This window comes from Pseudomonas umsongensis (genome assembly GCF_002236105.1).
GTDB lineage: Bacteria > Pseudomonadota > Gammaproteobacteria > Pseudomonadales > Pseudomonadaceae > Aquipseudomonas > Aquipseudomonas umsongensis.
In genome coordinates this window covers 247,432-272,144 of the sequence record NZ_NIWU01000002.1, presented here as the reverse complement: position 1 = coordinate 272,144, position 24,713 = coordinate 247,432, and the positions used below count along the sequence as shown (strand labels likewise).

General features: G+C 60.9%; 20 protein-coding genes. 13 read left to right on the top strand and 7 right to left on the bottom strand.

What is annotated here, in order from left to right:
- The first annotated feature begins 48 nt into the window (after positions 1-48).
- From algK to PSUM_RS11395, 12 genes are all read left to right on the top strand, one after another.
- Positions 49-1,428, top strand: a complete 1,380-nt coding sequence (gene algK, locus PSUM_RS11450; RefSeq protein WP_020796864.1) for an alginate biosynthesis TPR repeat lipoprotein AlgK — start codon at positions 49-51, stop codon at positions 1,426-1,428.
- The gene (locus PSUM_RS11445; protein ID WP_020796865.1) at positions 1,425-2,915 is read left to right on the top strand and encodes an alginate export family protein; all 1,491 of its coding nucleotides are present in this window, start codon (positions 1,425-1,427) and stop codon (positions 2,913-2,915) included. The genes algK and PSUM_RS11445 overlap by 4 nt, the downstream gene beginning before the upstream one ends.
- A gap of 26 nt (positions 2,916-2,941) precedes the next feature.
- Entirely contained in the window at positions 2,942-4,546 is a 1,605-nt protein-coding gene (algG, locus tag PSUM_RS11440) for a mannuronan 5-epimerase AlgG (protein ID WP_033044150.1), read from the top strand.
- A 10-nt stretch (positions 4,547-4,556) separates the two neighbouring features.
- Entirely contained in the window at positions 4,557-6,020 is a 1,464-nt protein-coding gene (locus PSUM_RS11435; protein ID WP_020796867.1) for an alginate O-acetyltransferase, read from the top strand.
- Positions 6,021-6,028: 8 nt separating this feature from the next.
- Complete coding sequence (locus PSUM_RS11430; RefSeq protein WP_033044151.1) at positions 6,029-7,153, top strand: mannuronate-specific alginate lyase; 1,125 nt, start codon at positions 6,029-6,031, stop codon at positions 7,151-7,153.
- A 199-nt stretch (positions 7,154-7,352) separates the two neighbouring features.
- On the top strand, positions 7,353-8,918 hold the full coding sequence (locus tag PSUM_RS11425; protein ID WP_020796869.1) for an MBOAT family O-acyltransferase: 1,566 nt from the start codon (positions 7,353-7,355) through the stop codon (positions 8,916-8,918).
- Positions 8,919-8,929: 11 nt separating this feature from the next.
- Complete coding sequence (locus PSUM_RS11420) at positions 8,930-10,105, top strand: alginate O-acetyltransferase (RefSeq protein ID WP_083348246.1); 1,176 nt, start codon at positions 8,930-8,932, stop codon at positions 10,103-10,105.
- Positions 10,106-10,122: 17 nt separating this feature from the next.
- The gene (locus PSUM_RS11415; RefSeq protein ID WP_042955313.1) at positions 10,123-10,779 is read left to right on the top strand and encodes an alginate O-acetyltransferase AlgF; all 657 of its coding nucleotides are present in this window, start codon (positions 10,123-10,125) and stop codon (positions 10,777-10,779) included.
- Between the two features lie 219 nt (positions 10,780-10,998).
- Positions 10,999-12,450, top strand: coding sequence for a mannose-1-phosphate guanylyltransferase/mannose-6-phosphate isomerase (locus PSUM_RS11410; protein ID WP_020796872.1), 1,452 nt, complete (start codon positions 10,999-11,001; stop codon positions 12,448-12,450).
- A gap of 291 nt (positions 12,451-12,741) precedes the next feature.
- The gene (locus tag PSUM_RS11405; protein ID WP_033044341.1) at positions 12,742-13,206 is read left to right on the top strand and encodes a hypothetical protein; all 465 of its coding nucleotides are present in this window, start codon (positions 12,742-12,744) and stop codon (positions 13,204-13,206) included.
- A 33-nt stretch (positions 13,207-13,239) separates the two neighbouring features.
- Complete coding sequence (locus tag PSUM_RS11400) at positions 13,240-14,064, top strand: SDR family oxidoreductase (RefSeq protein WP_020796874.1); 825 nt, start codon at positions 13,240-13,242, stop codon at positions 14,062-14,064.
- A 122-nt stretch (positions 14,065-14,186) separates the two neighbouring features.
- Positions 14,187-14,576, top strand: coding sequence for a hypothetical protein (locus PSUM_RS11395; RefSeq protein WP_033044339.1), 390 nt, complete (start codon positions 14,187-14,189; stop codon positions 14,574-14,576).
- 3 nt (positions 14,577-14,579) lie between these two features.
- On the opposite strand, the gene PSUM_RS11390 is transcribed toward PSUM_RS11395, so the two are convergent.
- The 4 genes from PSUM_RS11390 to PSUM_RS11375 form a co-directional block, all read right to left on the bottom strand.
- Complete coding sequence (locus PSUM_RS11390) at positions 14,580-15,434, bottom strand: efflux RND transporter periplasmic adaptor subunit (protein WP_083348245.1); 855 nt, start codon at positions 15,432-15,434, stop codon at positions 14,580-14,582.
- Positions 15,435-15,458: 24 nt separating this feature from the next.
- Positions 15,459-15,659, bottom strand: a complete 201-nt coding sequence (locus PSUM_RS11385) for a DUF1656 domain-containing protein (protein ID WP_007896379.1) — start codon at positions 15,657-15,659, stop codon at positions 15,459-15,461.
- A complete protein-coding gene (locus PSUM_RS11380; protein ID WP_083348244.1) occupies positions 15,649-17,841 on the bottom strand; it encodes an FUSC family protein in 2,193 nt (730 codons plus the stop codon). Before PSUM_RS11380 ends, PSUM_RS11385 begins: the two co-directional genes overlap by 11 nt.
- Positions 17,842-17,980: 139 nt before the next feature.
- On the bottom strand, positions 17,981-19,480 hold the full coding sequence (locus tag PSUM_RS11375; protein WP_033044517.1) for an efflux transporter outer membrane subunit: 1,500 nt from the start codon (positions 19,478-19,480) through the stop codon (positions 17,981-17,983).
- 181 nt (positions 19,481-19,661) lie between these two features.
- Here PSUM_RS11375 and PSUM_RS11370 point away from each other — a divergent pair, with 181 nt between their 5' ends.
- Positions 19,662-20,630 (top strand): LysR family transcriptional regulator, encoded by a 969-nt coding sequence (locus PSUM_RS11370; RefSeq protein ID WP_033044519.1) that lies wholly within the window; start codon positions 19,662-19,664, stop codon positions 20,628-20,630.
- 953 nt (positions 20,631-21,583) lie between these two features.
- On the opposite strand, the gene PSUM_RS11360 is transcribed toward PSUM_RS11370, so the two are convergent.
- From PSUM_RS11360 to PSUM_RS11350, 3 genes are read right to left on the bottom strand one after another with little or no spacing between them, the layout of a single operon-like run.
- The gene (locus PSUM_RS11360) at positions 21,584-22,348 is read right to left on the bottom strand and encodes an amino acid ABC transporter ATP-binding protein (protein ID WP_007905492.1); all 765 of its coding nucleotides are present in this window, start codon (positions 22,346-22,348) and stop codon (positions 21,584-21,586) included.
- Between the two features lie 10 nt (positions 22,349-22,358).
- Complete coding sequence (locus PSUM_RS11355) at positions 22,359-23,456, bottom strand: amino acid ABC transporter permease (protein WP_020796719.1); 1,098 nt, start codon at positions 23,454-23,456, stop codon at positions 22,359-22,361.
- Between the two features lie 10 nt (positions 23,457-23,466).
- The gene (locus PSUM_RS11350; protein WP_020796718.1) at positions 23,467-24,648 is read right to left on the bottom strand and encodes an amino acid ABC transporter permease; all 1,182 of its coding nucleotides are present in this window, start codon (positions 24,646-24,648) and stop codon (positions 23,467-23,469) included.
- Positions 24,649-24,713 lie beyond the last annotated feature (65 nt).

The following is a 24,713-nucleotide window of genomic DNA, read 5'->3' as shown; positions in this document are numbered from 1 at the left end:
CTGTCTGATGCACCAAGTGGTCTGCTTCGCGAGCAGGCTCGCTCCCACATGGGATCTCTGTGTGCAGTAGCATTGGCAGTCAGCCTGGCGGGTTGCGCCGGCCTGCCCGACCAACGCCTGGCCAACGAAGCGCTCAAGCGTGGCGATACCGCCACCGCGGCGGCGAACTACCAGCAACTGGCGGAGCTGGGCTACAGCGAAGCCCAGGTCGGCCTGGCCGATATTCAGGTCGACAGCCGCGACCCGGCGCAGATGAAACAGGCCGAGGCGACCTACCGCGCCGCCGCCAGCGTTTCACCGCGTGCCCAGGCACGCCTGGGTCGCCTGCTGGTGGCCAAACCTGGTTCAACCGAAGCTGAACAGCACGAAGCCGAAGGCCTGTTGAAAAAGGCCTCGGCCGCCGGTGAAGGCAACACCCTGATCCCATTGGCGATGCTGTATCTGCAATATCCGCACAGCTTCCCCAACGTCAACGCGCAACAGCAGATCAGCCAATGGCGCGCCGAAGGCAAGCCGGAAGCGGGTCTGGCGCAGGTGCTGCTCTATCGCACCCAAGGCACCTACGACCAGCATCTCGATGAAGTCGAAACGGTCTGCAAAGCCGCGCTCAACACCACCGACATCTGCTACGTCGAACTGGCCACGGTCTACCAGAAACAAGGTAAACCGGAACAACAGGCCGAGCTGATCAAGCAGATGCAGGCGGCGCACAGTCGCGGCACCGTCTCCGCCCAGCGGGTGGACAGTGTGGCTCGCGTGCTCGGCGATGCGAGCCTGGGCAAGACCGACGAAAAAACCGCGCAGTCGCTGCTCGAAGAGATCGCCCCCGGCTACCCCGCTTCCTGGGTCAGCCTGGCGCAACTGCTCTATGACTTCCCGGAACTTGGCGATGTCGACCAGATGATGAAGTACCTGGACAACGGCCGCGCCGCTGACCAACCGCGCGCCGAGCTGCTGCTGGGCAAGCTCTACTACGAAGGCAAGATGGTCCCGGCCGACGCCAAGGTCGCCGAGGAACACTTCCAGAAAGCAGTCGGCCGCGAAATCGCCGCCGATTACTACCTCGGCCAGATCTATCGCCGTGGCTACCTGGGCAAGGTCTACCCGCAGAAGGCCCTCGACCACCTGCTGACCGCTGCGCGCAATGGCCAGAACAGTGCCGACTTCGCCATCGCCCAACTGTTTTCCCAAGGCAAAGGCACCAAGCCTGACCCACTCAATGCGTACGTGTTCAGCCAGCTCGCCAAGGCCCAGAACACCCCGCAAGCCACCGAGCTTGCGCAAACACTTGAAGCCCAACTGCCACCTGCGCAGCTGGCCCAGGCCCAACGCCTGTTGAAACAGGAACAGGCCGTTCGCGGCAACTTGAGCCAGAACACGCTGCAACTGCACGCCCTGCAAGAAGAAGACGGCGAGGAATCCCTATGAAGTTGAATCCATTCATGAAGGCCGGTATCGGCCTGACGTTCGCGCTGATCTGGTCCTGCCCGACACTGGCGGCGATGACAGAAGAAACCAAGAACTACGGCCTGGACGTGAAAATCACCGGCCAGTCCGAGGACGACCGTGACCTCGGCACCCAGAGTGGCGGCGACGTCAACGGCCTGGGCCTGGACTTGCGCCCTTGGGTGTATGGCGAGAGCGGCGCGTGGAGCGCGTATGCCATGGGCCAGGCCGTGACGTCAACGGACATCATCGAGACCGACACCTTGCAGGAATCCGCCAGCGATGGCACGCAGAATACCGACAACAGCGACCGCAAAACCAAGAAGAACTACCTGGCGATGCGCGAGTTCTGGGTCGGCTACAGCGGCTTCACGCCCTACCCCGGCGAGATCCTCAAACTCGGTCGCCAGCGTCTGAACAACGATGACGGTCAATGGCGTGACACCAACATCGAAGCCCTGAACTGGACCTTCGACACCACGCTGTTGCGCGCCAACGCCGGTATCGCCGAACGCTTCAGCGAGTACCGCACCGACCTCAAGGAACTGGCACCCAAGGACAAGGACCGCCTGCACGCCTACGCCGATGCCGAATACCAGTGGACACCAGGTCATTGGGCCGGCATCCGCGGTCATCACACCCACGATGACGGCAAGCTGGACTACGCGCAGCCAGGGGTTGCCAGTGATTCGCTGGACAAGAAACAGAACGGCGACATCAGTTGGCTGGGCCTGCAGGCCAACAGCGACGCCTATAACTGGCGCAACACCAACACCTTCAACTACTGGGGCAGCATCACCGGCATGAGTGGCGACCGCGATACGGTCAACCCGCTGAACGCCGATGGAACCGCCCCCGCGCAACCCAAGAGCAGCGGCAATGTCGATGGCTGGGCTACCGACCTCGGTGTACGCCTGCGCCTGGATCCGCAATGGCAGGTCGGTGCCGCCTACGCCCGTGCCAGCGCCGATTACGAACAGAACGGCCTGGAAAGCAACCGCTCGAACTACACCGGTACCCGCTCGCGGGTGCACCGTTTCGGCGAAGCCTTCCGTGGCGAAATGAACAACATGCAATCGGCCACGCTGTTCGGTTCATGGATGCTCAACGACGAATACGACGCCAGCCTGATCTACCACAAATTCTGGCGTGTCGACGGTAACAAGCCGATCACCAGCGACGGCATTGACGCAGTGCAGAACAACACCGACGACGTTACCGGCGCCGTACTGTCCAGCACCTCCCTGCCGCTCAACGATGGCGACAAAGACCTCGGCCAGGAAATGGATCTGGTAGTCACCAAGTACTTCAAGCAAGGCCTGTTGCCGGCGGCGTTGAGCCAGAAGATCGATGAACCTTCGGCCCTGGTGCGCTTCCGCGGCGGTGTGTTCAAACCGGGCGATGCCTATGGCAAAGAAGTCGATTCGTACATGCACCGCGCGTTCGTCGACGTGGTCTGGCGCTTCTGATGCACATTGCGAAGGGAGTCTCCCAGATGAATCATCAAGCCATGAAAGGCTCGATCAGCCTGTTGGCCGGCGCGTTGCTACTGGCCAGCGCGGCCAGCTTCGCCAACGCAGCGCAGGCCAATGTGGAGTCGGCGGCGCCTCAAGCAACCAAGCCGGTCACCATGGCCAAGGGACTGCAACACGCCAGGACCTACACCGTCAGCAGCGCGCCGGTCGCGCCGCTGGAGTTGGCCAAGCCGAAACTGCCGGACACCTCGGGCTACACCGCCGAGGCGATCGCCGCGAAAATCGTGCGCACAAAGGCCGGCAAGATCAGCGTGCGCCGGATGATGCAAGAGAACGCCCTGAAGGACTTCATCGGTGGCGACAACAAGATGGCCGAGTGGGTGGTGCGTCAGCACGGCATCCCACAGGCGATCTTCGTCGACGACGGCTACATGAACCTCAAGGACCTGGCCAAGAAGCTGCCCAAGCAGTACTTCAGCGAAACTTCGCCGGGCGTATTCCTGGCCAGATTGCCGATCGTCGTGGGTGAGAAAGGCATCCTGGAAATCGACCAACAGACCCAGGAACTGCGCCTGTCCCAGGAGGCCGGGTCGTTCCTGGTCAACGACGGCCAGTTGTTCGTGCGTGATACCAAGGTCACTGGCTGGAGCGAGAAGGCGAACGGCCCGGCGGCCTTCAAGTCGCCCAAGGAATTCCGCCCGTTCCTGCTGGCCTGGGGTGGCACCGAGACCTACATCGCCAACAGCAAGATGGCCAGTTTCGGCTACGCCAACAGTAAGTCCTACGGTGTGAGTATTTCCCAGTACACGCCGAACATGGCGAAGGTGCTCAAGCGTCCTGAACCGACCGGCTGGATCATTGGTTCCGAATTCTCGGACATGTGGTACGGCTTCTACTGCTACGAAACCCGCGATTTCGTGGTCAAGGGCAACACCTACAAGGACAACATCGTCTACGGCATTGACCCGCATGACCGTTCCCATGGCCTGATCATTGCCGACAACACGGTGCATGGCACGAAGAAGAAGCACGGGATCATCATTTCCCGTGAGGTCAACGACAGCTTCATCTTCAACAACCGCAGCTACGACAACAAGTTGTCGGGCATCGTGATCGACCGTAACAGCATCAACAACCTGATCGCCTACAACGAGATCTACCAGAACCACACCGACGGCATCACTCTCTACGAGAGTGGCGACAACCTGCTGTGGGGCAACAAGGTGATCAGCAACCGGCGCCATGGCATCCGCGTTCGTAACAGCGTGAACATCCGCCTCTACGAAAACATCGCCATGGCCAACGGCCTGACCGGCGTCTACGGGCACATCAAGGACCTGAGCGACACCGACCGTGACATCAAGCTCGACCCGTTCGACGCCCAGGTGTCGCTGATCGTGGTCGGCGGTGAACTGGCGGCCAACGGCAGTGGCCCGCTGTCCATCGACTCGCCGTTGAGCGTCGAGTTGTATCGCGTGTCCATGCTCGCACCGACCAAAACCAGCGGCATCAGCTTCACGGGGATCCTCGGCGAGCGCCAGGATGAAATTCTCGACCTGCTGGTGCGCCAGCAGAAAGCCGTGCTGATCGACCCTGTCGAACGCCAGACCGAAATGCAGGACTGAGGATAATTTTATGCACCCACACTTGATCAAATTACTCAGCCTGTCGGCCCTGACCGCCGGCATTCTCGCCGCCAGCGGCGGTGTGCGAGCAGACGATGCTGCCGGTAACGTAAGTCCACCGAAATTCAGCGCCGAACCGTGCTGCAGCCTGTGCCCCGCGGCCCACGATCCGAAGAACTACACCACGCGCTACCAGCAGAACTTCACCACCCTGGTGCAGGCTCAAGGCGACTGGTTGTTTCGTACCCAGGAAGACTTACGCACCGAATTCGACACCACGCCCGCCGGCTACAAGCGCATGAAGCAACTGCACGATGCGTTCAAGAGCAAAGGCGTGGAACTCGTGGTGGTTTATCAACCCACCCGTGGCTTGGTGAACCGCAACAAGTTGAACCCGGCAGAGAAAGCCAGCTTCGACTTCGACAAGGCATTGAAGAACTACAAGACCATGCTCGGCCGCTTCGCGCAGATGGGTTACGTGGTGCCGGACTTGTCGCCGCTGACCAACGAACAGCTGCCCGAGACCCTGCCCGCCCACGACTTCTACTTCCGGGGCGACCAGCACTGGACGCCTTATGGCGCGCAGCGCACGGCGAAAATCGTGGCCGAGAAGGTCAAGCAGATTCCGGCCTTCGCCGACATTCCCAAGCGTGAATTCGAGACCCACAAGTCGGGTCGCATGGGCAAGAACGGAACGTTGCATAACATGGCCGGTCAACTCTGTGGCACCAGCTATGCGGTCCAGTACATGGATCAATTCACCACCGAACCCAAGGGTGAGGCAGGTGATGGCGATCTGTTCGGTGAATCCGGCAATCCGCAGATCACCCTGGTCGGCACCAGTCACAGCGGCAAGAACTACAACTTCTCCGGTTTCCTCGAAGAGGCCATCGGCGCCGATGTGCTCAACGTAGCCTTCCCCGGCGGCGGCCTGGAAGGTTCGATGCTGCAGTACCTGGGCAGCGACGAGTTCCAGAAGACTCCACCGAAAATTCTCATCTGGGAATTCTCGCCGCTCTATCGCCTGGACCAGGAAACCATCTACCGCCAGATGATGGCGCTGCTGGACAACGGTTGCGAAGGCAAGGCTGCACAGTTGTCCGGCAGCACCACCCTGAAACCTGGCAAGAACGAACTGATGGTCAACAGCAAAAACCTGAATCTGCAAAACAGCAGTCACCAGGTCGACATCCGCTTCGCCGACACCTCGGTGAAAACCCTGCAAGCCACCCTCTGGTACATGAACGGGCGCCACGAGGACATCAAGATCGAAAAACCGGAAACTTCCGACACCGACGGGCGTTTCGCCTTCGAGTTGCGCACGGACGAAGACTGGGCCTCGCAGAATCTGCTGGCCGTCGAAATCCAGGGGCCTGAAAAAGCAGGCGCCGCGCCACAGAAAGTCGAAGCGAAAGTCTGCAAACGCAACGTATTCCCGGACGCTGGGCAACGTACCGCTTCAGCCGGGCAATGAGGTCTGCTATGCGAAATCCGAACTTGAAAAAACTGCTGGCGCCGACGCTTTTGAGCCTGGCGATGTTCGCCGGCGCAACTCAAGCCGCGGCGCCATTGCGTCCGCCGCAGGGTTACTTCGCGCCCATCGAGAAAGTCAAAGCCGGCGACAAGAGCGAAGGCTGTGATGCGATGCCGACGCCGTACACCGGCTCGCTGCAATTTCGCAGCAAGTACGAAGGCTCGGACAAAGCGCGTTCAACGCTGAACGTGCAATCGGAAAAAGCCTTTCGTGACAGCACCGCCGACATCACCAAGATCGAGCGCGGTACCAGCAAGCGCGTCATGCAGTTCATGCGCGATGGTCGTCCGGAACAGCTGGAATGCACGTTGAACTGGTTGACTGCATGGGCCAAGGCGGATGCCTTGATGTCCAAGGACTTCAACCACACCGGCAAGTCGATGCGCAAATGGGCATTGGGCAGCATGGCGTCTTCGTACATCCGCCTGAAATTCTCCGACTCCCGTCCGCTGGCCAACCATCAGCAGGAGTCGCAGCTGATTGAGGCCTGGTTCAGCAAGATGGCCGATCAGGTGGTCAGCGACTGGGACAACCTGCCGCTGGAAAAAACCAACAACCACTCGTACTGGGCAGCCTGGTCGGTGATGGCAACGTCCGTCGCCACCAACCGCCGCGACCTGTTCGACTGGGCCGTCAAGGAATACAAGGTCGGCGTCAATCAGGTCGACGCCCAGGGATTCTTGCCCAACGAACTCAAGCGCCAGCAACGGGCGCTGGCCTATCACAACTACGCCCTGCCGCCGCTGGCGATGATCGCCAGTTTCGCCCAGGTCAATGGCGTGGATCTGCGCCAGGAAAACAACAGCGCGCTCAAGCGCCTGGGTGATCGCGTGCTGGCCGGGGTGAAAGATCCTGACGAGTTCGAAGAAAAGAACGGCAAGGAACAGGACATGACCGACCTGAAGGTCGACTCGAAATTCGCCTGGCTCGAACCGTTCTGCACGCTCTACACCTGCTCGCCGGATGTGCTGGAGAAGAAGCACAAGATGCAACCGTTCAAGACCTTCCGCCTCGGCGGTGACCTGACCAAGGTCTATGACCCGGCGAACGAGAAGGGTAACAAAGGCAGTTGAGTCAACGCTGATCGTTCCCACGCTCTGCGTGGGAATGCAGCCCGTGACGCTCCGCGTCACATGCCGAAGCGGACGCAGAGCGTCCATTGAGGCATTCCCACGCAGAGCGTGGGAACGATCATGTATCTCTCCGGATTTTGCGGGGGGTTTGGGGGGGCCGTTGGCCCTTGAATGTAGTTTCAGACAAGGAGAGATCGGGATGGTGTTTTCATCCAACGTGTTCCTGTTTTTGTTCTTGCCGATCTTTCTCGGCTTGTACTACTTGAGCGGGCAACGCTATCGCAATTTGCTGCTGCTGATTGCCAGCTATATGTTCTACGCCTGGTGGCGTGTGGACTTCCTCGCACTGTTCGCGGCGGTCACGCTGTGGAACTACTGGATCGGCCTGAAAGTCGGTGCCGCCGGCGTCAGGACCAAACCGGCGCAGCGCTGGCTGCTGCTGGGCGTTGCCGTCGACCTGTGTATCCTCGGCTACTTCAAGTACGCCAACTTCGGCGTCGACAGCATCAACGCCATGATGACCTCGGTCGGTCTTGAGCCATTCATCCTGACCCACGTGCTGCTGCCGATCGGTATCTCGTTCTACATCTTCGAGTCCATCAGCTACATCATCGACGTCTACCGTGGTGATACCCCGGCGACTCGCAACCTGATCGACTTCGCAGCGTTCGTGGCGATCTTCCCGCACCTGATCGCCGGTCCCGTGTTGCGTTTTCGCGACCTGGCCGACCAGTTCAACAACCGCACCCATACCCTCGACAAGTTCTCCGAGGGCTGCACGCGGTTCATGCAGGGTTTCATCAAGAAGGTCTTCATCGCCGACACCCTCGCGGTGGTGGCTGACCATTGCTTCGCCCTGCAAAACCCGACCACGGGTGATGCCTGGCTCGGCGCCCTCGCCTACACCGCGCAGTTGTACTTCGACTTCTCCGGCTACAGCGACATGGCCATCGGCCTGGGCTTGATGATGGGTTTCCGCTTCATGGAAAACTTCAAGCAGCCGTACATCAGCCAGTCAATCACCGAGTTCTGGCGCCGCTGGCACATCAGCCTGTCGACCTGGCTGCGTGACTACCTGTACATCACCCTGGGCGGTAACCGCAAAGGCACGCTGACCACCTATCGCAACCTGTTCCTGACCATGCTGCTCGGTGGCCTTTGGCACGGTGCGAACATCACCTACATCGTCTGGGGTGCGTGGCACGGCATGTGGCTGGCGATCGAGAAAGCCATCGGCCTGAACACTTCGCCGCGCAGCTTCAACCCGATCCGCTGGGCACTGACCTTCCTGCTGGTGGTGATGGGCTGGGTGATCTTCCGTGCGGAAAACCTGCACGTGGCCGGTCGCATGTACGGCGCCATGTTCAGCTTCGGCGAATGGTCGCTGTCGGAACTCAACCAGGCCAGCCTCACCGGCTTGCAGATCGCAACCCTGATCGTGGCCTACGTAACCCTGGCGTTCTTCGGCCTGCGTGATTTCTACAGCAATCAGCCACCGGTCAAGACCAAGCCTGCGGTGAACGTCGATGCAGACGGTCCGGCCGCCGCAACAGCCGGCACGATCAAAGCCGTGCCTGGGGATAACCCGGCGAGCATCCACCAGCCTGGCTACACCGTCGGCGTCGAAGCCCAGGTGCAACCGGCCTACTGGACTGCTGACTGGTCACGCTACGCAATGCGTGCCCTGGTGCTGCTGCTGTTCATCGCCTCGATTCTCAAACTCTCGGCGCAAAGCTTCTCGCCGTTCCTTTACTTCCAGTTCTGAGGGATCTGACCATGACCCGCTCATTACGCATCTTCTACATCGCCCTGTTCCTGGTGACGCTGCTGGCCCTGGGCCTGTGGTCGGTCCGCAGCTTCCTCGGCTTCAGCACCAACGCCGATGCGACAGTGCTCAACGGCCGCTGGACCAAGGCCGTGGAGACGCACTACGACGAGGAATTCCCGATCAAGCGCCTGGGCACCAACCTCTGGGCCGCGCTGGATTTCAAACTGTTCAACGAAGGTCGTCCTGGCGTTGTGCTCGGTCGCGACCAGTGGCTGTACAGCGATGAAGAATTCCATCCGGTCGTCAACGAAGAGCTGAACCTGCAAGGCAACTACGCGCTGGTCGAAGGCGTGCGTCAGACCCTGAAGGACAAAGGCGTGAAACTGGTGATGGCGGTGGTTCCGGCCAAGGTGCGCCTGTACCCGGAACACCTGGGTGAGGCGAAACCGGCCAGCATCCACGCCAACCTCTACCAGGACTTCCACAAGCGCCTGGCCGCTGACCGCATCCTTGCCCCTGATTTGCTGGGCCCCTTGCAAGCGGCCAAAAACGACGGCAAGCAAGTGTTCCTGCGTACCGACACCCACTGGACCCCGGAAGGCGCCGAGGTTGCCGCCGATCGCCTGGCCAAGACCATTGCCGACAAGTACCCGCTGAGCGGCGAACCGCAAGACTTCGTCACCGAGCCTGCGGAAAAAATCACCCACAAAGGCGACCTGCGCCTGTTCCTGCCGCTGGACCCGCTGTTCGAAAACCTGATGCCGGCGCAAGAGCCTTTGCAGAAGCGCAACACCGTTGCCGCGCAAGACCAGCCGGCTGGTGACGATGCCCTGTTCGCCAACACCGAAGTACCGGTTGCGCTGATCGGCACCAGCTACAGCGCCAACCCGAACTGGAACTTCGTCGGCGCGCTGAAACAAGCCCTGCGCAGCGACGTGGTCAGCTACGCCGAAGACGGCCACGGCCCGATCCTGCCGATGCTCAGCTACCTCAAGAGCGACGCATTCAAGAACAGCCCGCCACAAGTGCTGATCTGGGAATTTCCTGAACGTTATCTGCCTGTGAACAACGAAATCGGCGACGCCGACCCGCAGTGGGTCGCAGAGCTTAAACAAGCCGGTGCCCGCCAACAAAACGTAGCCGCAAACACTAAATCCGAGACGCCCGACCGGGCGCAAAACTGAAAGAGAGAGGTAATACCATGACTTTCAAGACTACTCCTCGCCGTCTCGCCAAGACTTTTGCTCTGGTTGCTGGTATGAGCGTGCTTTCGATGCAAGCGTTCGCCGCTGGCGACGCCGCGCTGTACGGCCCGACCGCACCGAAAGGCTCGTCCTTCGTGCGCATCTACAATGCCAGTAACGCCGAAGTCAGCGCCACCGTCGGCAGCACCAACCTGAGCGATGTCGCGCCACTGTCCAGCAGCGACTTCAGCTTCATGCCGGGCGGTGACTACAGCGCCAAGGTCGGCAGCCAGACGCTGCCGGTGAAACTGGCCGGCGACCACTATTACACCCTGGTCAACAACGCCAGCGGCGCCCCGCAACTGATCGAAGAGCCGCCGTTCCGGAACAAGCAGAAATCCCTGGTACGCGTGCAGAACCTCAGCGACAAGGCGCTGACCCTGAAAACCGCCGACGGCAAGACCGACGTGGTCCCGAACGTGGCCGCCAAGGGCCGTGGCGAGCGTGAAATCAACCCGGTGAAGGTCAGCCTGGCGCTATACGATGGCGCAACGAAAGTTGGCGACGTGAAGCCAGTCGCCCTGGAACGCGGTGAAGCCGCGGTGCTGTACGTCACCGGCAGCGGCAGCAGCCTGTCGCCGGTCTGGGTAAAACGCCCGGTATCGACGCGCTAATCATTTTTTCCAGAGGATGAAACACAGTCCCCTGTAGGAGCTGCCGCAGGCTGCGATCTTTTGATCTTCAATGATTTTCAAGAACGTCAAAGATCAAAAGATCGCAGCCTTCGGCAGCTCCTACCCAGGACAGTCAGCCTTTGGACACGGAACAAGAACAAGAGTGAAACGACACAGCGTTCGTAGCTCTAACCAAACGATTTTCAAGGAGTAACAAACATGATTCCGGTGATCTTGTCAGGTGGTAGTGGCTCACGTCTTTGGCCGCTTTCCCGCAAGCAATTCCCGAAACAGTTCCTGGCCCTGACCGGCGAGCACACCCTGTTCCAGCAAACCCTGGAACGCCTGGTGTTCGACGGTATGGACACACCGATCGTGGTCTGCAACAAGGACCATCGCTTCATCGTCAACGAGCAACTGGCCGCTCGCAAACTGGAAACCCAGCGCATCCTGATGGAACCGTTCGGCCGCAACACTGCGCCGGCCGTGGCCCTCACCGCGATGATGCTGGTCAACGAAGGCCGCGACGAACTGATGCTGGTGCTGCCAGCCGACCACGTGCTGGAAGACCAGAAAGCCCTGCAACGCGCCCTGGCGTTGGCCACCGTCGCCGCCGAAAACGGCGAAATGGTGCTGTTCGGCGTACCGGCCACCAAACCGGAAACCGGTTATGGCTACATCAAGTCGACCAACGATTCGCTGCTGCCCGAAGGCGTCAGCCGCGTTTCGCACTTCGTCGAAAAACCGGACGTCAAACGCGCCACCGAATATGTCCAGTCCGGCGGTTACTTCTGGAACAGCGGCATGTTCCTGTTCCGCGCCAGCCGCTTCCTCGAAGAGCTGAAGAAACACGACCCGGATATCTATGACACCTGCCTGTTGACCCTGGAGCGCAGCGCTCAAGACGCCGACACCGTCAGCATCGACGAAGCCACGTTCGCCTGCTGCCCGGACAATTCCATCGACTATTCGGTGATGGAAAAGACCCAGCGCGCCTGCGTCGTGCCATTGACTGCAGGCTGGAGTGATGTCGGCTGCTGGTCGTCGTTGTGGGAAGTGAACGCAAAAGATGCCAATGGCAACGTCACCAAAGGCGACGTGGTGATCCAGGACAGCAAGAATTGCATGATCCACGGCAACGGCAAGCTGGTCTCGGTGATCGGCCTGGAAAACATCGTCGTGGTCGAGACCAAGGACGCCATGATGATTGTCCACAAGGACAAGGTCCAGGGCGTCAAGCAGATGGTCAACACCCTCAACGAACAGGGCCGCAGCGAAACCCAGAACCACTGCGAAGTCTATCGTCCATGGGGCTCCTACGACTCGGTGGACATGGGCGGGCGCTTCCAGGTCAAGCACATCTCGGTCAAGCCGGGCGCGTGCCTGTCGCTGCAGATGCACCACCACCGCGCCGAGCACTGGATCGTTGTCAGCGGCACGGCTGAAGTGACCTGCGATGAGAATGTGTTCCTGTTGACCGAAAACCAGTCGACCTACATTCCGATCGCTTCGGTTCACCGTTTGCGCAACCCGGGCAAGATTCCGCTTGAGATCATCGAAGTGCAATCGGGCAGCTATCTGGGCGAAGACGATATCCAGCGCTTTGAAGATATCTACGGTCGCACCGCGCCGATCGAGAGTGGCGTTTCGGTAAAGACCATCGCGCAGTAAGCGAGCGCTGAAATAAAAGCCCCCGCCCGGTTCACTGCGTCCCCTATCCGCAGTGAGTTGGGCGGGGGCTTTTTTTTCCGGGGTTTTGTGTTGTCAGACCTGGCCCCTTCGCGAGCAGGCTCGCTCCCACAGGGTTTTGAGTCGGTCACAAACTTTGTGGTCAACTCCGGTCCACTGTGGGAGCGAGCCTGCTCGCGAAGGGGCCAGCACATCCACCGCAAATCTCACCCATCGCCAACCTCCCCCACGCTTAGGTAGGATGACCCTCTATCCCCCCGAGGTTTGCGCATCATGTTCATCGGTGTCCTGCTGGTCATCACCTGGCTGATCCTGTTGCTGCGCTATCCGGCCAAGGCCTTGCCGGTGTCCATGGCGGCTGCCTTGGGCCTGGGCATCGTCGCTACCTGGGTCATCTGGATGGACCACCGCGAGCTCAAGCAACTGGAGCGCCTGGAATTGCGCATCAGCTACGCACCGCAACACTGCCCGGCAGACCGACCGCTGCAACTGACCCTGAACAACGGCAACGATGTACCGCTGACCGAATTGCGCTGGCGTGTTGCCGCTTATGCACCGGGCGACACGGTCAATCTCGCCGACAATCAGTACACCGCCCCACGCTACCGCGGACCTGGCGAATTGCAGGCCGGTGGCAACTGGGAAGACTGCTTGCCGCTGCCGCCCCTGCGGCCCGGCTATCGCCCGGAAACTTTGGAGTTTCGCGCCGAGCGTTTGCAGGGTAGTTTCTCGGACTGACCTCACCTTACCTTTCCGCACAAGGACCGCGCCATGCCCGTTGCGTTGATTACCGGATGTTCCAGCGGCATCGGCCGCGCCCTCGCCGATGCGTTCAAGGCTGCTGGCTACGAAGTCTGGGCCAGCGCTCGCAAGGCTGAAGATGTCGCAGCGCTGACCGCGGCCGGTTTTATCGCCGTGCAACTGGACGTCAACGATGGCCAGGCACTCGAACAGTTGAGCGAACGCATCAACCAGCAACATGGCGGCCTCGATGTGCTGGTCAACAACGCCGGCTACGGCGCCATGGGGCCGTTGCTCGATGGCGGTGTGCAGGCGATGCAACGTCAGTTCGAAACCAACGTGTTCGCCATCGTTGGCGTGACCCGTGCGTTGTTTCCCGTGTTGCGACGGGCCAAAGGCATCGTGGTGAACATCGGCAGCGTTTCGGGAATTCTGGTCACGCCGTTTGCAGGTGCTTACTGCGCGTCCAAAGCCGCGGTGCATGCCCTGAGCGATGCCTTGCGCATGGAACTGGCGCCCTTTGGGGTGCGGGTGATGGAAGTCCAGCCCGGTGCCATCGCCTCCAGTTTCGCCAAGAATGCCGGCCACGAAGCTGAGCAGTTGATCAGCGAACAATCGCCGTGGTTCCCGTTGCGCGAAGGCATACGGGCACGGGCCAAGGCCTCCCAGGACAACCCGACACCGGCCAGTGCGTTTGCCGCCGGATTGCTCAAGGCCGTGCAGCAGAGCAAGCCACCGCGCCTGCTTCGATTGGGCAATGGCAGCCGGGCATTGCCGTTGATGGCAGGGTTGTTGCCCAAGGGCTTGCTGGAGTCGGCGTTGATGAAGCGGTTCGGCTTGCGCGGGCAGCTCTGAGACCGGGTCGATACCTTCGCGAGCAGGCTCGCTCCCACAGTTGAAATACATTCCCCTGTGGGAGCGAGCCTGCTCGCGAAGACGTCAGAATAGTCGCTGCAGAATTTTCAGGACTCAACAACATGACCGACTACAACGAATACTTCGACGAAGTGATCCAGGCGCACGTCGCCATCGAACAATGGCTGGCCAAGGAACGCGACCCGGCCGAACTCGAACAATTACTAAGGCGTTTTTCGCCACAGTTTTCCATGGTCTCGCCGTTGGGCCGGGTGCTGGATTTCGATGCGTTGAACGAGTTGTTCCTGATGGCCGCAGGCAAGAAGCTTGGGTTGCGCATCGAACTTGGCGAGTTGAGCGGCATTGCCTTGCACAACGGCGGCGCAACCGTGAGTTACCGAGAACAACAGACCGATGCCACCGGCCTGCATTCCGATCGCCGCTCGACCGTGGTGTTCGAGAAGGTAGAAGGCAAGATTCTTTGGCGGCATCTGCATGAGACGTTTTGTTGAAACCTACAATGCGTTGACAACCACCGTACAGGTAATCCCCGCCGCCAACAGCACGCCCTCCGGCACTTCATCGATGTGAATCCGCACCGGCACGCGCTGCGCCAGGCGCACCCAGTTGAAGGTCGGATTCACGTCGGCAACCAGCTCGCGACTTTCCGGATTGTCGCGGTCGTAGATGCCTCGCGAGATGCTTTCCACATGGCCCTTGAGCACTTCACCGCTCATCAGTTGCATGTCGGCCTTATCGCCCACGCGCACGTGGGGCAGTTTGGTTTCTTCGAAGAAGCCGTAGACCCAGAACGAGTTCATGTCGACCACGGCCATCTTCGCTTCGCCGATGCGCGCGTAATCGCCGCGATGCACATTCAGGTTGGTCACGTAGCCGTCGACGGCTGCACGCACTTCAGTGCGCTTGAGGTTGAGTTCGGCGGCTTCCAGTTGGGCCTGGGCGTGCTGGTAGTCGGCCAGGGCCGAGTCGGCGAGGTTGCTGGCGTCGTCGCGGTTTTCCCTGGAGATCACCAGGTTGTCCATATCGGCGCGGCGATGGGCATTGACCTTGCGCATCTCCCAGGTGGCCTTGCGCGACGCCACCAATGACTGCGCCTGCTTGACCGCGAGGCGGTAGTGCTCGGGGTCGATCTGCATCAGCAAGTCGCCCTTCTTCACCAACTGGTTATCGCGCACGGGCACGTTCACTACTTCGCCCGTGACATCGGCGGCAACGTTGATGATGTCGGCGCGCACCCGGCCATCGCGGGTCCAGGGGGTGTTCATGTAGTGCTCCCACAGGGAGCGACCGATCCCTATCGCGAGGGCCAGCACCAACAAGGTCGCGAGTAGGCTGAAAAGCTTTTTCATCAGGGCATTCTCAGTGGTAGAGAGTCAACGGTAGACAGTCAGCGCCAGGGCGCCGAACAGACAGGTAAAGAGGCTCAGGCGCAGCAGCGCCGGGTGCCAGAAGAAGCGGTACAGGTCGAAGCCGGACAAAAATCGGTCCAGTGCCCAGGCCAACGCCGCCGCGATGAAAAACATCAGGGTCATGGTCGGCATGTACACGCCGTGGAAGGCGATTTCACGAGGCATGTTCAAGTCCTTTGGGCTTGGTATTGGCGTAGGCGGTGAGCGGTGATTGCGGGTCGAGCAACGAGGTGCGGATAAAGTGCAGGTAGCTCTTGACCCGGCGCAGCGCCGACGTGTCGAAGTGCGGGGCAAAGGGTTCGTCGGTAGCTTGTACGCGGCTGATGGCGTGATCGACGGCGATCAGGGCGCGCTCCAGATTGCTCTGGCCCGGTTGCAGGAACAGCCGCACCAGCGAACGGCCCATCACACGGATCGACTGGCGCCATGGCTGGGACTCGGCGTACGCCGGATGCACCGGCAGGATCGCCTGCTCCTTGCGCAACTCGATGATGGCGTGCCCGACCTCCAGTACCACGAACATCCAGCGCAGCAGATCGCGCTGGACCTGTGGCTGCCCCGCCGCGAAGCCGTAGGCCTGATGCACCAGGTCGCGGGTGCGGCTTTCGAAACGCGACGCCAGCCCCTTGAGCTTGCCGCTGATGGCGTAGACCACCTGGCCACGCAAGTCCTGCTCCAGGCGCCGCCACAGCCAGCGACTGTTCGGCGGCAGAATGATCGCGCCGGCCGCCGCGCACACCAGCATGCCAAGCACCATGGCGATGTAGTCGTTGATGAAGGTGTACGGGTTGTAGACCGTGAGGTTGTCCGGCACCGAACCGGTGCTGAAGAAGATCAGCAAGCCGAGGCCGACACCGGCATATTGCGGCCGCGAGCTCAGGAATGAACCGAGCACGATCACCGGTGCGAGCATCACACACAGCAACGGGAAGCCGTCGATCCAGGGGAAGATAAAAAACATCTCGACGAAACCGATCAGCGCCCCGAGAAACGTCCCGCAGGCCATCTGGAACGCCATGCGCTTGGGGTTCGGCGTGGCGGCGGACAAGCCGACGGTGGCGGCGGCGATCAATGTCATGGTCGCCCCGCTCGGCCATGCCGTCGCCACCCAATAACTGCCCAGCACCACCAGGATGAATGCGGCCCGAATCCCCGAGGCGGCCGACACCAGCCAGTTGGTTTGCGGTGTGAACGGTTCGTCCCAGCGCTCGCGTTCATGGCTGTGATCGGCCAGGGATGCGTGGGTCTGTGCATAACTGTGCAAGTCGTCGACGAAGCGATAGAGCAATTCGTACGCCGTGTGGAAGTCCAGCAGTTCGGCATCGCTCGGACCGCCCTCCTGGAAGATCGCGCGCAGGCTTCGTACCCGCGCCGGCAAACCGGCCTTGTAGGCTGTCAGCGCCGTGACCAGGCGCGCCGCGTCGGCACTGGTCAGCGCACGGCCGCTAAAGCCATCGAGCAGTTCGGCGAGGTCTTGCAAGCCTGGTTTGATGGCCGCCACGGCGTGATCGGTGTCACTGCTGCGCAGGCGTTCGAGCAACTGGTGCAAGGCGTTGAAACGCGTGGTGATCCCCATGAACTCGCTGTTCAAGCGGCTGAGCCGACCGTTGCGCCGACGCATGTGCGGGTCTTCGAACACGGTGACGCTGCGCAGCCCTTCCAGGCCCACCGCTTCGGCGATGAAGCGCACGTTACCGGCCTCGAAGGCCTCGCGCTGACTGCGACCGCGCAAACCATCGGTGACGAACAGGGCAAATACCCCGAAGCGCTGATACAAGGCATTGCGCATCGCGGCACTGGCGGTTTGCGGCAAGATCGCGGCGCTGACCAGGGTCGCGCAGAGAATCCCCAGGGAGATTTCCAGCACCCGCCAGACCGCCGCCATGAACGCACCGTCTGGATGGGCCAGCGCTGGCAACCCGACCATCGCGGCGGTGTAGCCGGCCAACACAAAGCCGTAGGCGCGGAAGTTGCGGCAACGCGCCGCGCCGGCCGAGCAGATACCCACCCAGATCGCCAGCGAACCGAGGAACAGTTCGGTGTTCTGCGCAAACAGGGCGATCAACGCCACCATCACCGTCGAACCGGCCAAGGTGCCCAGAAAGCGATAGAAACTCTTGGCGAACACCTGGCCGCTTTGCGGCTGCATGACGATGAACACGGTGATCATCGCCGTTCGCGGCTGCGGCAATTCCAGGCGCATGGCCAGCCACAGGGTCAGGAAGGCTGCGATCAATACCTTGAAAATGTAGACCCAGGTCACGCCGTCGCTGCGTGCCCAGTCGAAGAAACCCCGGCGCCATTCAAGGGAGCACAGCCAGCGCAAGGGTGCGGGCAAGGGCGTCATCAGATCCTGCTCATTGGATAAAAGGTCAGACTCAGTACCTGTGGGAGCGAGCCTGCTCGCGAAAGCGGTGTGTCAGGCGACAACTTCTTTGACTGACAAGGCCTCTTCGCGAGCAGGCTCGCTCCCACTGGGGTTATGTTCAACGCAAAAGGACCGGGGTTTTCGGTGCAGCGGTCTGGCTGTCTTTCGGCACATCGTTGCCTGCACCGAGCCCGCCGCCCAACGCCGTCACCAACTCGGCATGGGCGCTGAGGCGCGCTGCCTGCACCTGCTGCTGCACCTGCTGCTGCTTGAACAACAGCGTCTGCGCATTGAGCACGTTGAGGTAATCGGTGAGCCCGCGCTGATAAGCGATCGTCGCGATGTCATAGGTTCTCTGTGCAGTGGCAACCGACTCGGCGGCGAAGGCCTGCTGCTTGTCCATGGACTCGCGACGAATCAACTGGTCAGAGATGTTCTTCAGGGCATTGACCAGGGTCTGGTTGTACTTGGCCACGGCAATGTCATAACCCGCCGAAGCCTCGCCCAGCTCCGCGCGCAAACGGCCGCCGTCGAAGATCGGCAGGGATATCGCCGGGCCGACGCTGTAGTTGAGCTTCCTGCCGGTCAGGAACTCCAGCGCCCCGCCACCGGTGGCCATGTAGCCCAGGCTGCCGACCAGATCGACGTTGGGATAGAAGCCTGCATGCGCCACGTCGATGCCCCGTGCTTGCGCCGCCACTTGCCAGCGGCTGGCGACAACGTCCGGACGTTGCCCGAGCAACTGCGCCGGCAACGACGACGGCAGTTTGAGCGCTGCACCCAGTGACAGGGTCGGCCGTTGCAATTGCGCCCCCTGCCCCGGCCCAAAGCCTGCGAGTGCGGCCAGTTGGTTACGGCTCAGGGCGATTTCCTCGTCCAGTGCATCGATCTGGCGATGGGTTTCCGGCAGGGGCGTCTCGGCCTGGCTGACTTCGAAATGGGTCCCGATGCCGCCGTTCAGGCGCTTGTGCGCCAGATCCAGGATTTGCTGTTGTTGCTTCAATGTCGCTTCGACGATGTCCCGCTGCGCGTAATGCAACGAGAGCTCGATGTAGACGCGCACGATGTTGTTCTGTAATTCGAGCTGCGCCTGACGCGCTTCGGCGACGGTCATGTGGGCCATGTCCACGGCGCGCTCGGTGGCATTGCTTTCACGACCCCAGAGGTCGAGGGCGTAACTGAAGCCCAGCGCGGCGTTGTTGTCCCAGGTCGTGCTGTTGGCCAGATCGCCGGGGCCGTAGAACTGATCGGTGGGCCAGTTGTGGCGCTTGAGGGTGGATTGGCCGTTGATCTGCAACGACTCGGCCGACTCGGCCACACCGGCGATGGAATTGGCCTGACGCACCCGCGCGGCGGCCATGGCCATGGTCGGGCTGCCTTGCACGGCGAGGTCGATCCAGCGATTCAGTTGCGGATCGCCATAAGCCTGCCACCATTGAGCGGTGGGCCAATGCGCATCCTGCGCGGCGCTCTGGATGGCTTCGTCGGTGGCCAGCGAATCAGCCTCCAGCGCCTTGCCCTGCGGGGCGATACCTCCGGTTCCGATGCAGCCGCTGATTACCAGGGTTAAAGCCAGAATACTGAGGGGTTGAAGCGCTCTGCTGATGCGACGCGGCACTGCTGAAAATTCCTGAGGTGGGGAACATAGGAGGGACAGCGCAATTCTAGGGGTGGGTTTTCAACGCGATAAGCTGGGATTCCTGTGAATCTTTGTTACCGTTAACGCGATAATCCCTTTGTAGGGGTCTCCGCCCCTGAAACTTCGTGTCACAATTTGCCATCGAACCCGAGAGCACCCCATGGACACATTGCAAAACATGCGCGCCTTCAGTTACGTGGCCGAGGCCGGCAGCTTCACCGCCGCCGCGGTGCAACTGGACACCACCACGGCCAACGTCTCGCGCGCGGTCTCCAACCTGGAAGCCCACCTGCAAACCCGTCTGCTCAACCGAACGACACGACGCATCGCCCTGACGGAAGCCGGCAAGCGCTATTTGCTGCGCTGTGAGCAGATTTTGACGTACGTGGAAGAAGCCGAAGCCGAAGCCAGCGATGCCCACGCGCGCCCGGCCGGGCAGCTCAAGGTGCACACCATGACCGGCATCGGCCAGCACTTCGTGATCGACGCCATCGCCCGCTATCGCAAGACCCACCCGGACGTGACCTTCGACCTGACCATGGCCAACCGCGTGCCGGACCTGCTGGACGAGGGCTACGACGTGTCCATCGTGCTCGCCAGCGAACTGCCGGATTCGGGCTTCGTTTCCCAGCGCCTGGGAATCACCTACAGCATCGTTTGCGCGTCGCCGGCCTACGTTAAAGCCAACGGTTGCGCGCAAAAACCCAGCGACCTGCTGAACCACGCGTGCCTGCGCCTGGTGAGCCCGGTCATCCCCCTGGAAAAATGGGCCTTCGACGGTCCCGACGGGCAGGAAATGGTCACCATCAACAGCTCGCCGTTCCTGGTGAACTCAGCCGATGCGATGAAAACCGCGATCACCAGTGGCATGGGCATTGGTGTACTGCCGCTGTACGCCGCGATCGACGGTTTGCGTAACGGCACGCTGGTGCGGGTGATGCCCAAGTACCGCTCGCAGGAGCTGAACCTGTACGCGATCTATCCGTCGCGGCAGTACCTGGATGCGAAGATCAAGACTTGGGTGGAGTACCTGCGCGGGTCGTTGCCGGAGTTGTTGGCGGCGCATCAGGCGGAATTGGCGGCGTATGAATTGAGCGGCAGTCTCGCCGGGGCGCGAGTGGCAAACTGAGACGTACTTGAACGAATGGCGATTAAAAACCCGGACCTGGTCCGTAAAGCTGCTGTTCACTTAAGCATGGGGTTGTATTTAAGGACTGGATTGGGGGGATATCCATTGCTGCGGTAACGGCCGCTTATGGTTTCGCCCTTACGGCGAGTCCCTTTTTCAAACGCCGGAGTGCCGGCCCAGCAAAAAGGAACCAAAAGGCTTTGCCCCACCACTCGGTGCCTCGCTAGGGCTCGGCATGCCAGAACGAAGGCATTGCTCCGTGGGTCGCCGCGATGGGCCATCCCTGGCCCAGCGCGGCTAAACCGGCGTCCTGCCGGTTTCCCCACTGCGCAATGCCTGCGTTCGGCCATCGTGGTTAACGGGGCACCCAAATCCAAAGCAAAGCGAGGCGGCCTTACAGCCGACCTGATCTTTGCGGATACCCCCAGCCCCCTGTAGGAGCCAGCGGTGCGGCGATCCGACTTGCCGGCGAACCAGGCGCCGCGGTGTATCTGTTGTACCGCGTTATCGTTCTTTGCCGGCAGGCCTGGCTCCTACAGGAGGAACACGTACGGCTCCCGATCAGGTCGGCTGTAAGGCCGCCTCGCTTTTGCGTTTGATTTCGCTTTTGATTTTCTTGCCCCATCGAGAGGCCGAGTGGAGGTTCTGCGCAGTGGGTAAACCGGCAGGGATGCCGGTTTAGCCGCGCTGGGCCAAGGATGGCCCATCGCGGCGGGCCCACGGAGCAGGACCGGAGCGAGGGTATGCCGAGCATTAGCGAGGCACCGAACGCCAGGGGCAAGAGCCCTTGGTTACTTGGGGCCGGGCGGCGTTCCGTGCTTCCAAGTGACTCGCTGTAAGAGCGAAACCATAGGCCGCCGTTACCGCAGCAATGGATATACACCCAATCCAAATGCCACCAACCTAAAGAACAGCATTACTGCCGAGGCCGGTTTTTTATGGCCTGGGCTAGATCAATGCAAGATCTGGCTCAGGAACAGCTTGGTGCGTTCATTCTGCGGGTTGTCGAAGAAGTCGTTCGGCGCCGCCTGCTCGACGATTTCGCCCTTGTCCATGAAGATCACGCGATTGGCCACGGTGCGGGCAAAGCCCATTTCATGGGTCACGCAGAGCATGGTCATGCCGTCTTCGGCCAGGCCGATCATGGTATCCAGAACCTCCTTCACCATCTCGGGGTCGAGTGCCGAAGTCGGTTCGTCGAACAACATGATTTTCGGCTTCATGCACAGCGCACGGGCAATCGCCACGCGCTGTTGCTGACCGCCGGACAGCTGCCCCGGGTACTTGTGCGCCTGCTCCGGAATGCGCACGCGCTCCAGGTAATGCATGGCGATTTCCTCGGCCTTGCGCTTGGGCATCTTGCGCACCCACATTGGCGCCAGGGTGCAGTTCTGCAGGATGGTCAGGTGCGGGAACAGGTTGAAATGCTGGAACACCATGCCGACTTCACGACGGATCGCTTCGATCTGCTTGAGGTCGTTGGTCAGTTCCACGCCATCGACCACGATGCGGCCCTGCTGGTGTTCTTCCAGGCGATTGAGGCAGCGGATAGTGGTGGATTTGCCCGAACCCGACGGCCCGCACAGGACGATCCGCTCGCCCTGCTTGACGTTGAGGTTGATGTCCTTGAGTACGTGGAACTGACCGTACCACTTGTTCACGCCCTGCATCTGGATAATGCCTTCAGGGCTCACAGGCTTCTTGATTGCTTCGCTCATTACAGAACTCCTAACGCTTGTGGCCAGTGTCGAGCTTGCGTTCCAGATGCATGGAATAGCGCGACATACCAAAACAGAAAATCCAGAACACCAGGGCCGCGAACACATAGCCTTCAGTGGCCATGCCCAGCCATTTCGGGTCGGCGGCGGCTTGCTTGACGCTGTTGAGCAGGTCGAAGAGGCCGATGATGATCACCAGGCTCGTGTCCTTGAACAGCGCGATGAAGGTGTTGACGATGCCGGGGATCACCAGCTTCAGGGCTTGCGGCAGAATCACCAGGCCCATGCTGCGCCAGTAGCCCAGGCCCATTGCCGCGGCCGCTTCGTACTGTCCTTTAGGGATCGCTTGCAGGCCGCCACGCACCACTTCGGCCACGTAGGCCGACTGGAACAGGATCACGCCGATCAGCGCCCGCAGCAATTTGTCGAAGTTCATGCCTTCAGGCAGGAACAACGGCAGCATCACCGAGGACATGAACAGCACCGTGATCAACGGCACGCCGCGCCAGAATTCGATGAAGGTCACGCAGACCACGCGAATTGCCGGCATGTTCGAACGTCGGCCCAATGCCAGGACAATCCCCAGGGGCAACGCACCGGCAATACCGACGGTGGCGATCACCAGGGTCAGCATCAGGCCGCCCCATTGGCTGGTCGCCACTTGGGTCAGGCCAAAGACGCCGCCGTGCAGCAGGCACCAGGCAATGATCGGGTACAGCACCAGGAAGCTCAGGCCATACACGGCTTTATGATGAAAGCGCGAGATGAACAACGGTGCCACGCCAATGACCGCCAGCCACACCGTCAGGTCGACGCGCCAGCGCAGTTCCGGCGGGTAATAGCCGTACATGAACTGGCCGAAGCGCTGCTGGATGAACACCCAGCAGGCGCCCTCCTTCGTGCAGTCGGCGCGGGTGGTGCCCACCCAGTTGGCATCGATGATTGCCCAGCTCAGGATCGGCGGTATCACCAGGTAGATCAGGTAGAACGCGAACAAGGTCAGCAGGGTGTTGAGCCAGCTGGAGAACATGTTCGCGCGTATCCACGCCATCGGGCCGAAGACCTTGGCCGGCGGTGGCATGTCGGGTTTGAAAGTATGAGTACTCATGCGCTATTCCTTACCGCTCGATCAGCGCAATGCGCTTGTTGTACCAGTTCATCAGCAGGGAAATGCTGATACTGATCGCCAGGTAAACGCTCATGGTGATGGCAATCACCTCGATCGCCTGGCCGGTCTGGTTGAGCACCGTGCCTGCGAACAGCGAGACCATCTCCGGATACCCGATACCGGCCGCCAGCGAGGAGTTCTTCGCCAGGTTCAGGTATTGGCTGGTCAGCGGCGGAATGATCACGCGCAGGGCTTGCGGGATGATCACCTTGCGCAGGGTCGGACCGTTGCGCAGGCCGAGCGAATGCGCAGCTTCGGTCTGGCCGTGGCTGACCGACTTGATGCCCGAACGCACGATCTCGGCGATGAACGCTGCGGTGTACACCGTGAGCGCCAGGGTCAAGGCCAGCAGTTCCGGGATCAGTACCCAGCCGCCGACGAAGTTGAAGCCTTGCAGCTTGGGCATTTCCCAGTGCACTGGCGCACCGAAGATCAACACGCACAGCGCCGGGATCGCCAGGAACAACGCCAGGCCAACCCAGAACTTGTGGAACGGCTCGCCCGTGGCTTCAAAGCGCTTGTTGGCCCAGCGGGTCATCAGCACGATGGCGACAATGGCCACGACGATGCTGATCACGAACGCCCAGAAACCATCGGCCATCAGCGCCGCCGGCATGTTCAGGCCGCGGCTGCTGACGAAGAAGGTGTCGCCGAAGTTGTGGCTGTTGCGCGGCCCCGGCATGGTCAGGAACACCGCGAAGTACCAGAACAGGATCTGCAGCAGAGGCGGAATGTTGCGGAAAACCTCCACGTACACGGTCGCCAACTTGGCGATGATCCAGTTCTTCGACAGTCGGGCCACGCCGACGATGAAACCGAGGATCGTCGCCAGGATCACGCCGATGAAGGTCACCAGCAAGGTGTTTAGCAAGCCGATGACAAACACCCGGGCATAGCTGTCCGCTTCGGTGTAGTCGATCAGGTGTTGGGCGATGCCGAACCCGGCACTGCGCTCCAGAAAGTCAAAACCGGAGGTAATGCCCCGGTGTTGCAGGTTGGTCTGTGTGTTGTCGAACAGATACCAGCCTAGCGAGACCACCCCGATAATGGTGATGATCTGGAATACCCACGCACGCACTCGTGGATCGCTGAGGCTGAGCCTCTGCTTTGGTGCGCCGATTGAATTTTGCATGAAGTGCCCCGCAAAGAATGGAACAGAACATCACCCGGTGGTTGGCCCACCGGGTGATAGAACCA

Coding starts and splice junctions, on each gene's coding strand:
- algK (WP_020796864.1), top strand. CDS start 49: ATGGGATCTCTGTGTGCAGTAGCATTGGCAGTCAGCCTGGCGGGTTGC.
- PSUM_RS11445 (WP_020796865.1), top strand. CDS start 1,425: ATGAAGTTGAATCCATTCATGAAGGCCGGTATCGGCCTGACGTTCGCG.
- algG (WP_033044150.1), top strand. CDS start 2,942: ATGAATCATCAAGCCATGAAAGGCTCGATCAGCCTGTTGGCCGGCGCG.
- PSUM_RS11435 (WP_020796867.1), top strand. CDS start 4,557: ATGCACCCACACTTGATCAAATTACTCAGCCTGTCGGCCCTGACCGCC.
- PSUM_RS11430 (WP_033044151.1), top strand. CDS start 6,029: ATGCGAAATCCGAACTTGAAAAAACTGCTGGCGCCGACGCTTTTGAGC.
- PSUM_RS11425 (WP_020796869.1), top strand. CDS start 7,353: ATGGTGTTTTCATCCAACGTGTTCCTGTTTTTGTTCTTGCCGATCTTT.
- PSUM_RS11420 (WP_083348246.1), top strand. CDS start 8,930: ATGACCCGCTCATTACGCATCTTCTACATCGCCCTGTTCCTGGTGACG.
- PSUM_RS11415 (WP_042955313.1), top strand. CDS start 10,123: ATGACTTTCAAGACTACTCCTCGCCGTCTCGCCAAGACTTTTGCTCTG.
- PSUM_RS11410 (WP_020796872.1), top strand. CDS start 10,999: ATGATTCCGGTGATCTTGTCAGGTGGTAGTGGCTCACGTCTTTGGCCG.
- PSUM_RS11405 (WP_033044341.1), top strand. CDS start 12,742: ATGTTCATCGGTGTCCTGCTGGTCATCACCTGGCTGATCCTGTTGCTG.
- PSUM_RS11400 (WP_020796874.1), top strand. CDS start 13,240: ATGCCCGTTGCGTTGATTACCGGATGTTCCAGCGGCATCGGCCGCGCC.
- PSUM_RS11395 (WP_033044339.1), top strand. CDS start 14,187: ATGACCGACTACAACGAATACTTCGACGAAGTGATCCAGGCGCACGTC.
- PSUM_RS11390 (WP_083348245.1), bottom strand. CDS start 15,434: ATGAAAAAGCTTTTCAGCCTACTCGCGACCTTGTTGGTGCTGGCCCTC.
- PSUM_RS11385 (WP_007896379.1), bottom strand. CDS start 15,659: ATGCCTCGTGAAATCGCCTTCCACGGCGTGTACATGCCGACCATGACC.
- PSUM_RS11380 (WP_083348244.1), bottom strand. CDS start 17,841: ATGACGCCCTTGCCCGCACCCTTGCGCTGGCTGTGCTCCCTTGAATGG.
- PSUM_RS11370 (WP_033044519.1), top strand. CDS start 19,662: ATGGACACATTGCAAAACATGCGCGCCTTCAGTTACGTGGCCGAGGCC.
- PSUM_RS11360 (WP_007905492.1), bottom strand. CDS start 22,348: ATGAGCGAAGCAATCAAGAAGCCTGTGAGCCCTGAAGGCATTATCCAG.
- PSUM_RS11355 (WP_020796719.1), bottom strand. CDS start 23,456: ATGAGTACTCATACTTTCAAACCCGACATGCCACCGCCGGCCAAGGTC.
- PSUM_RS11350 (WP_020796718.1), bottom strand. CDS start 24,648: ATGCAAAATTCAATCGGCGCACCAAAGCAGAGGCTCAGCCTCAGCGAT.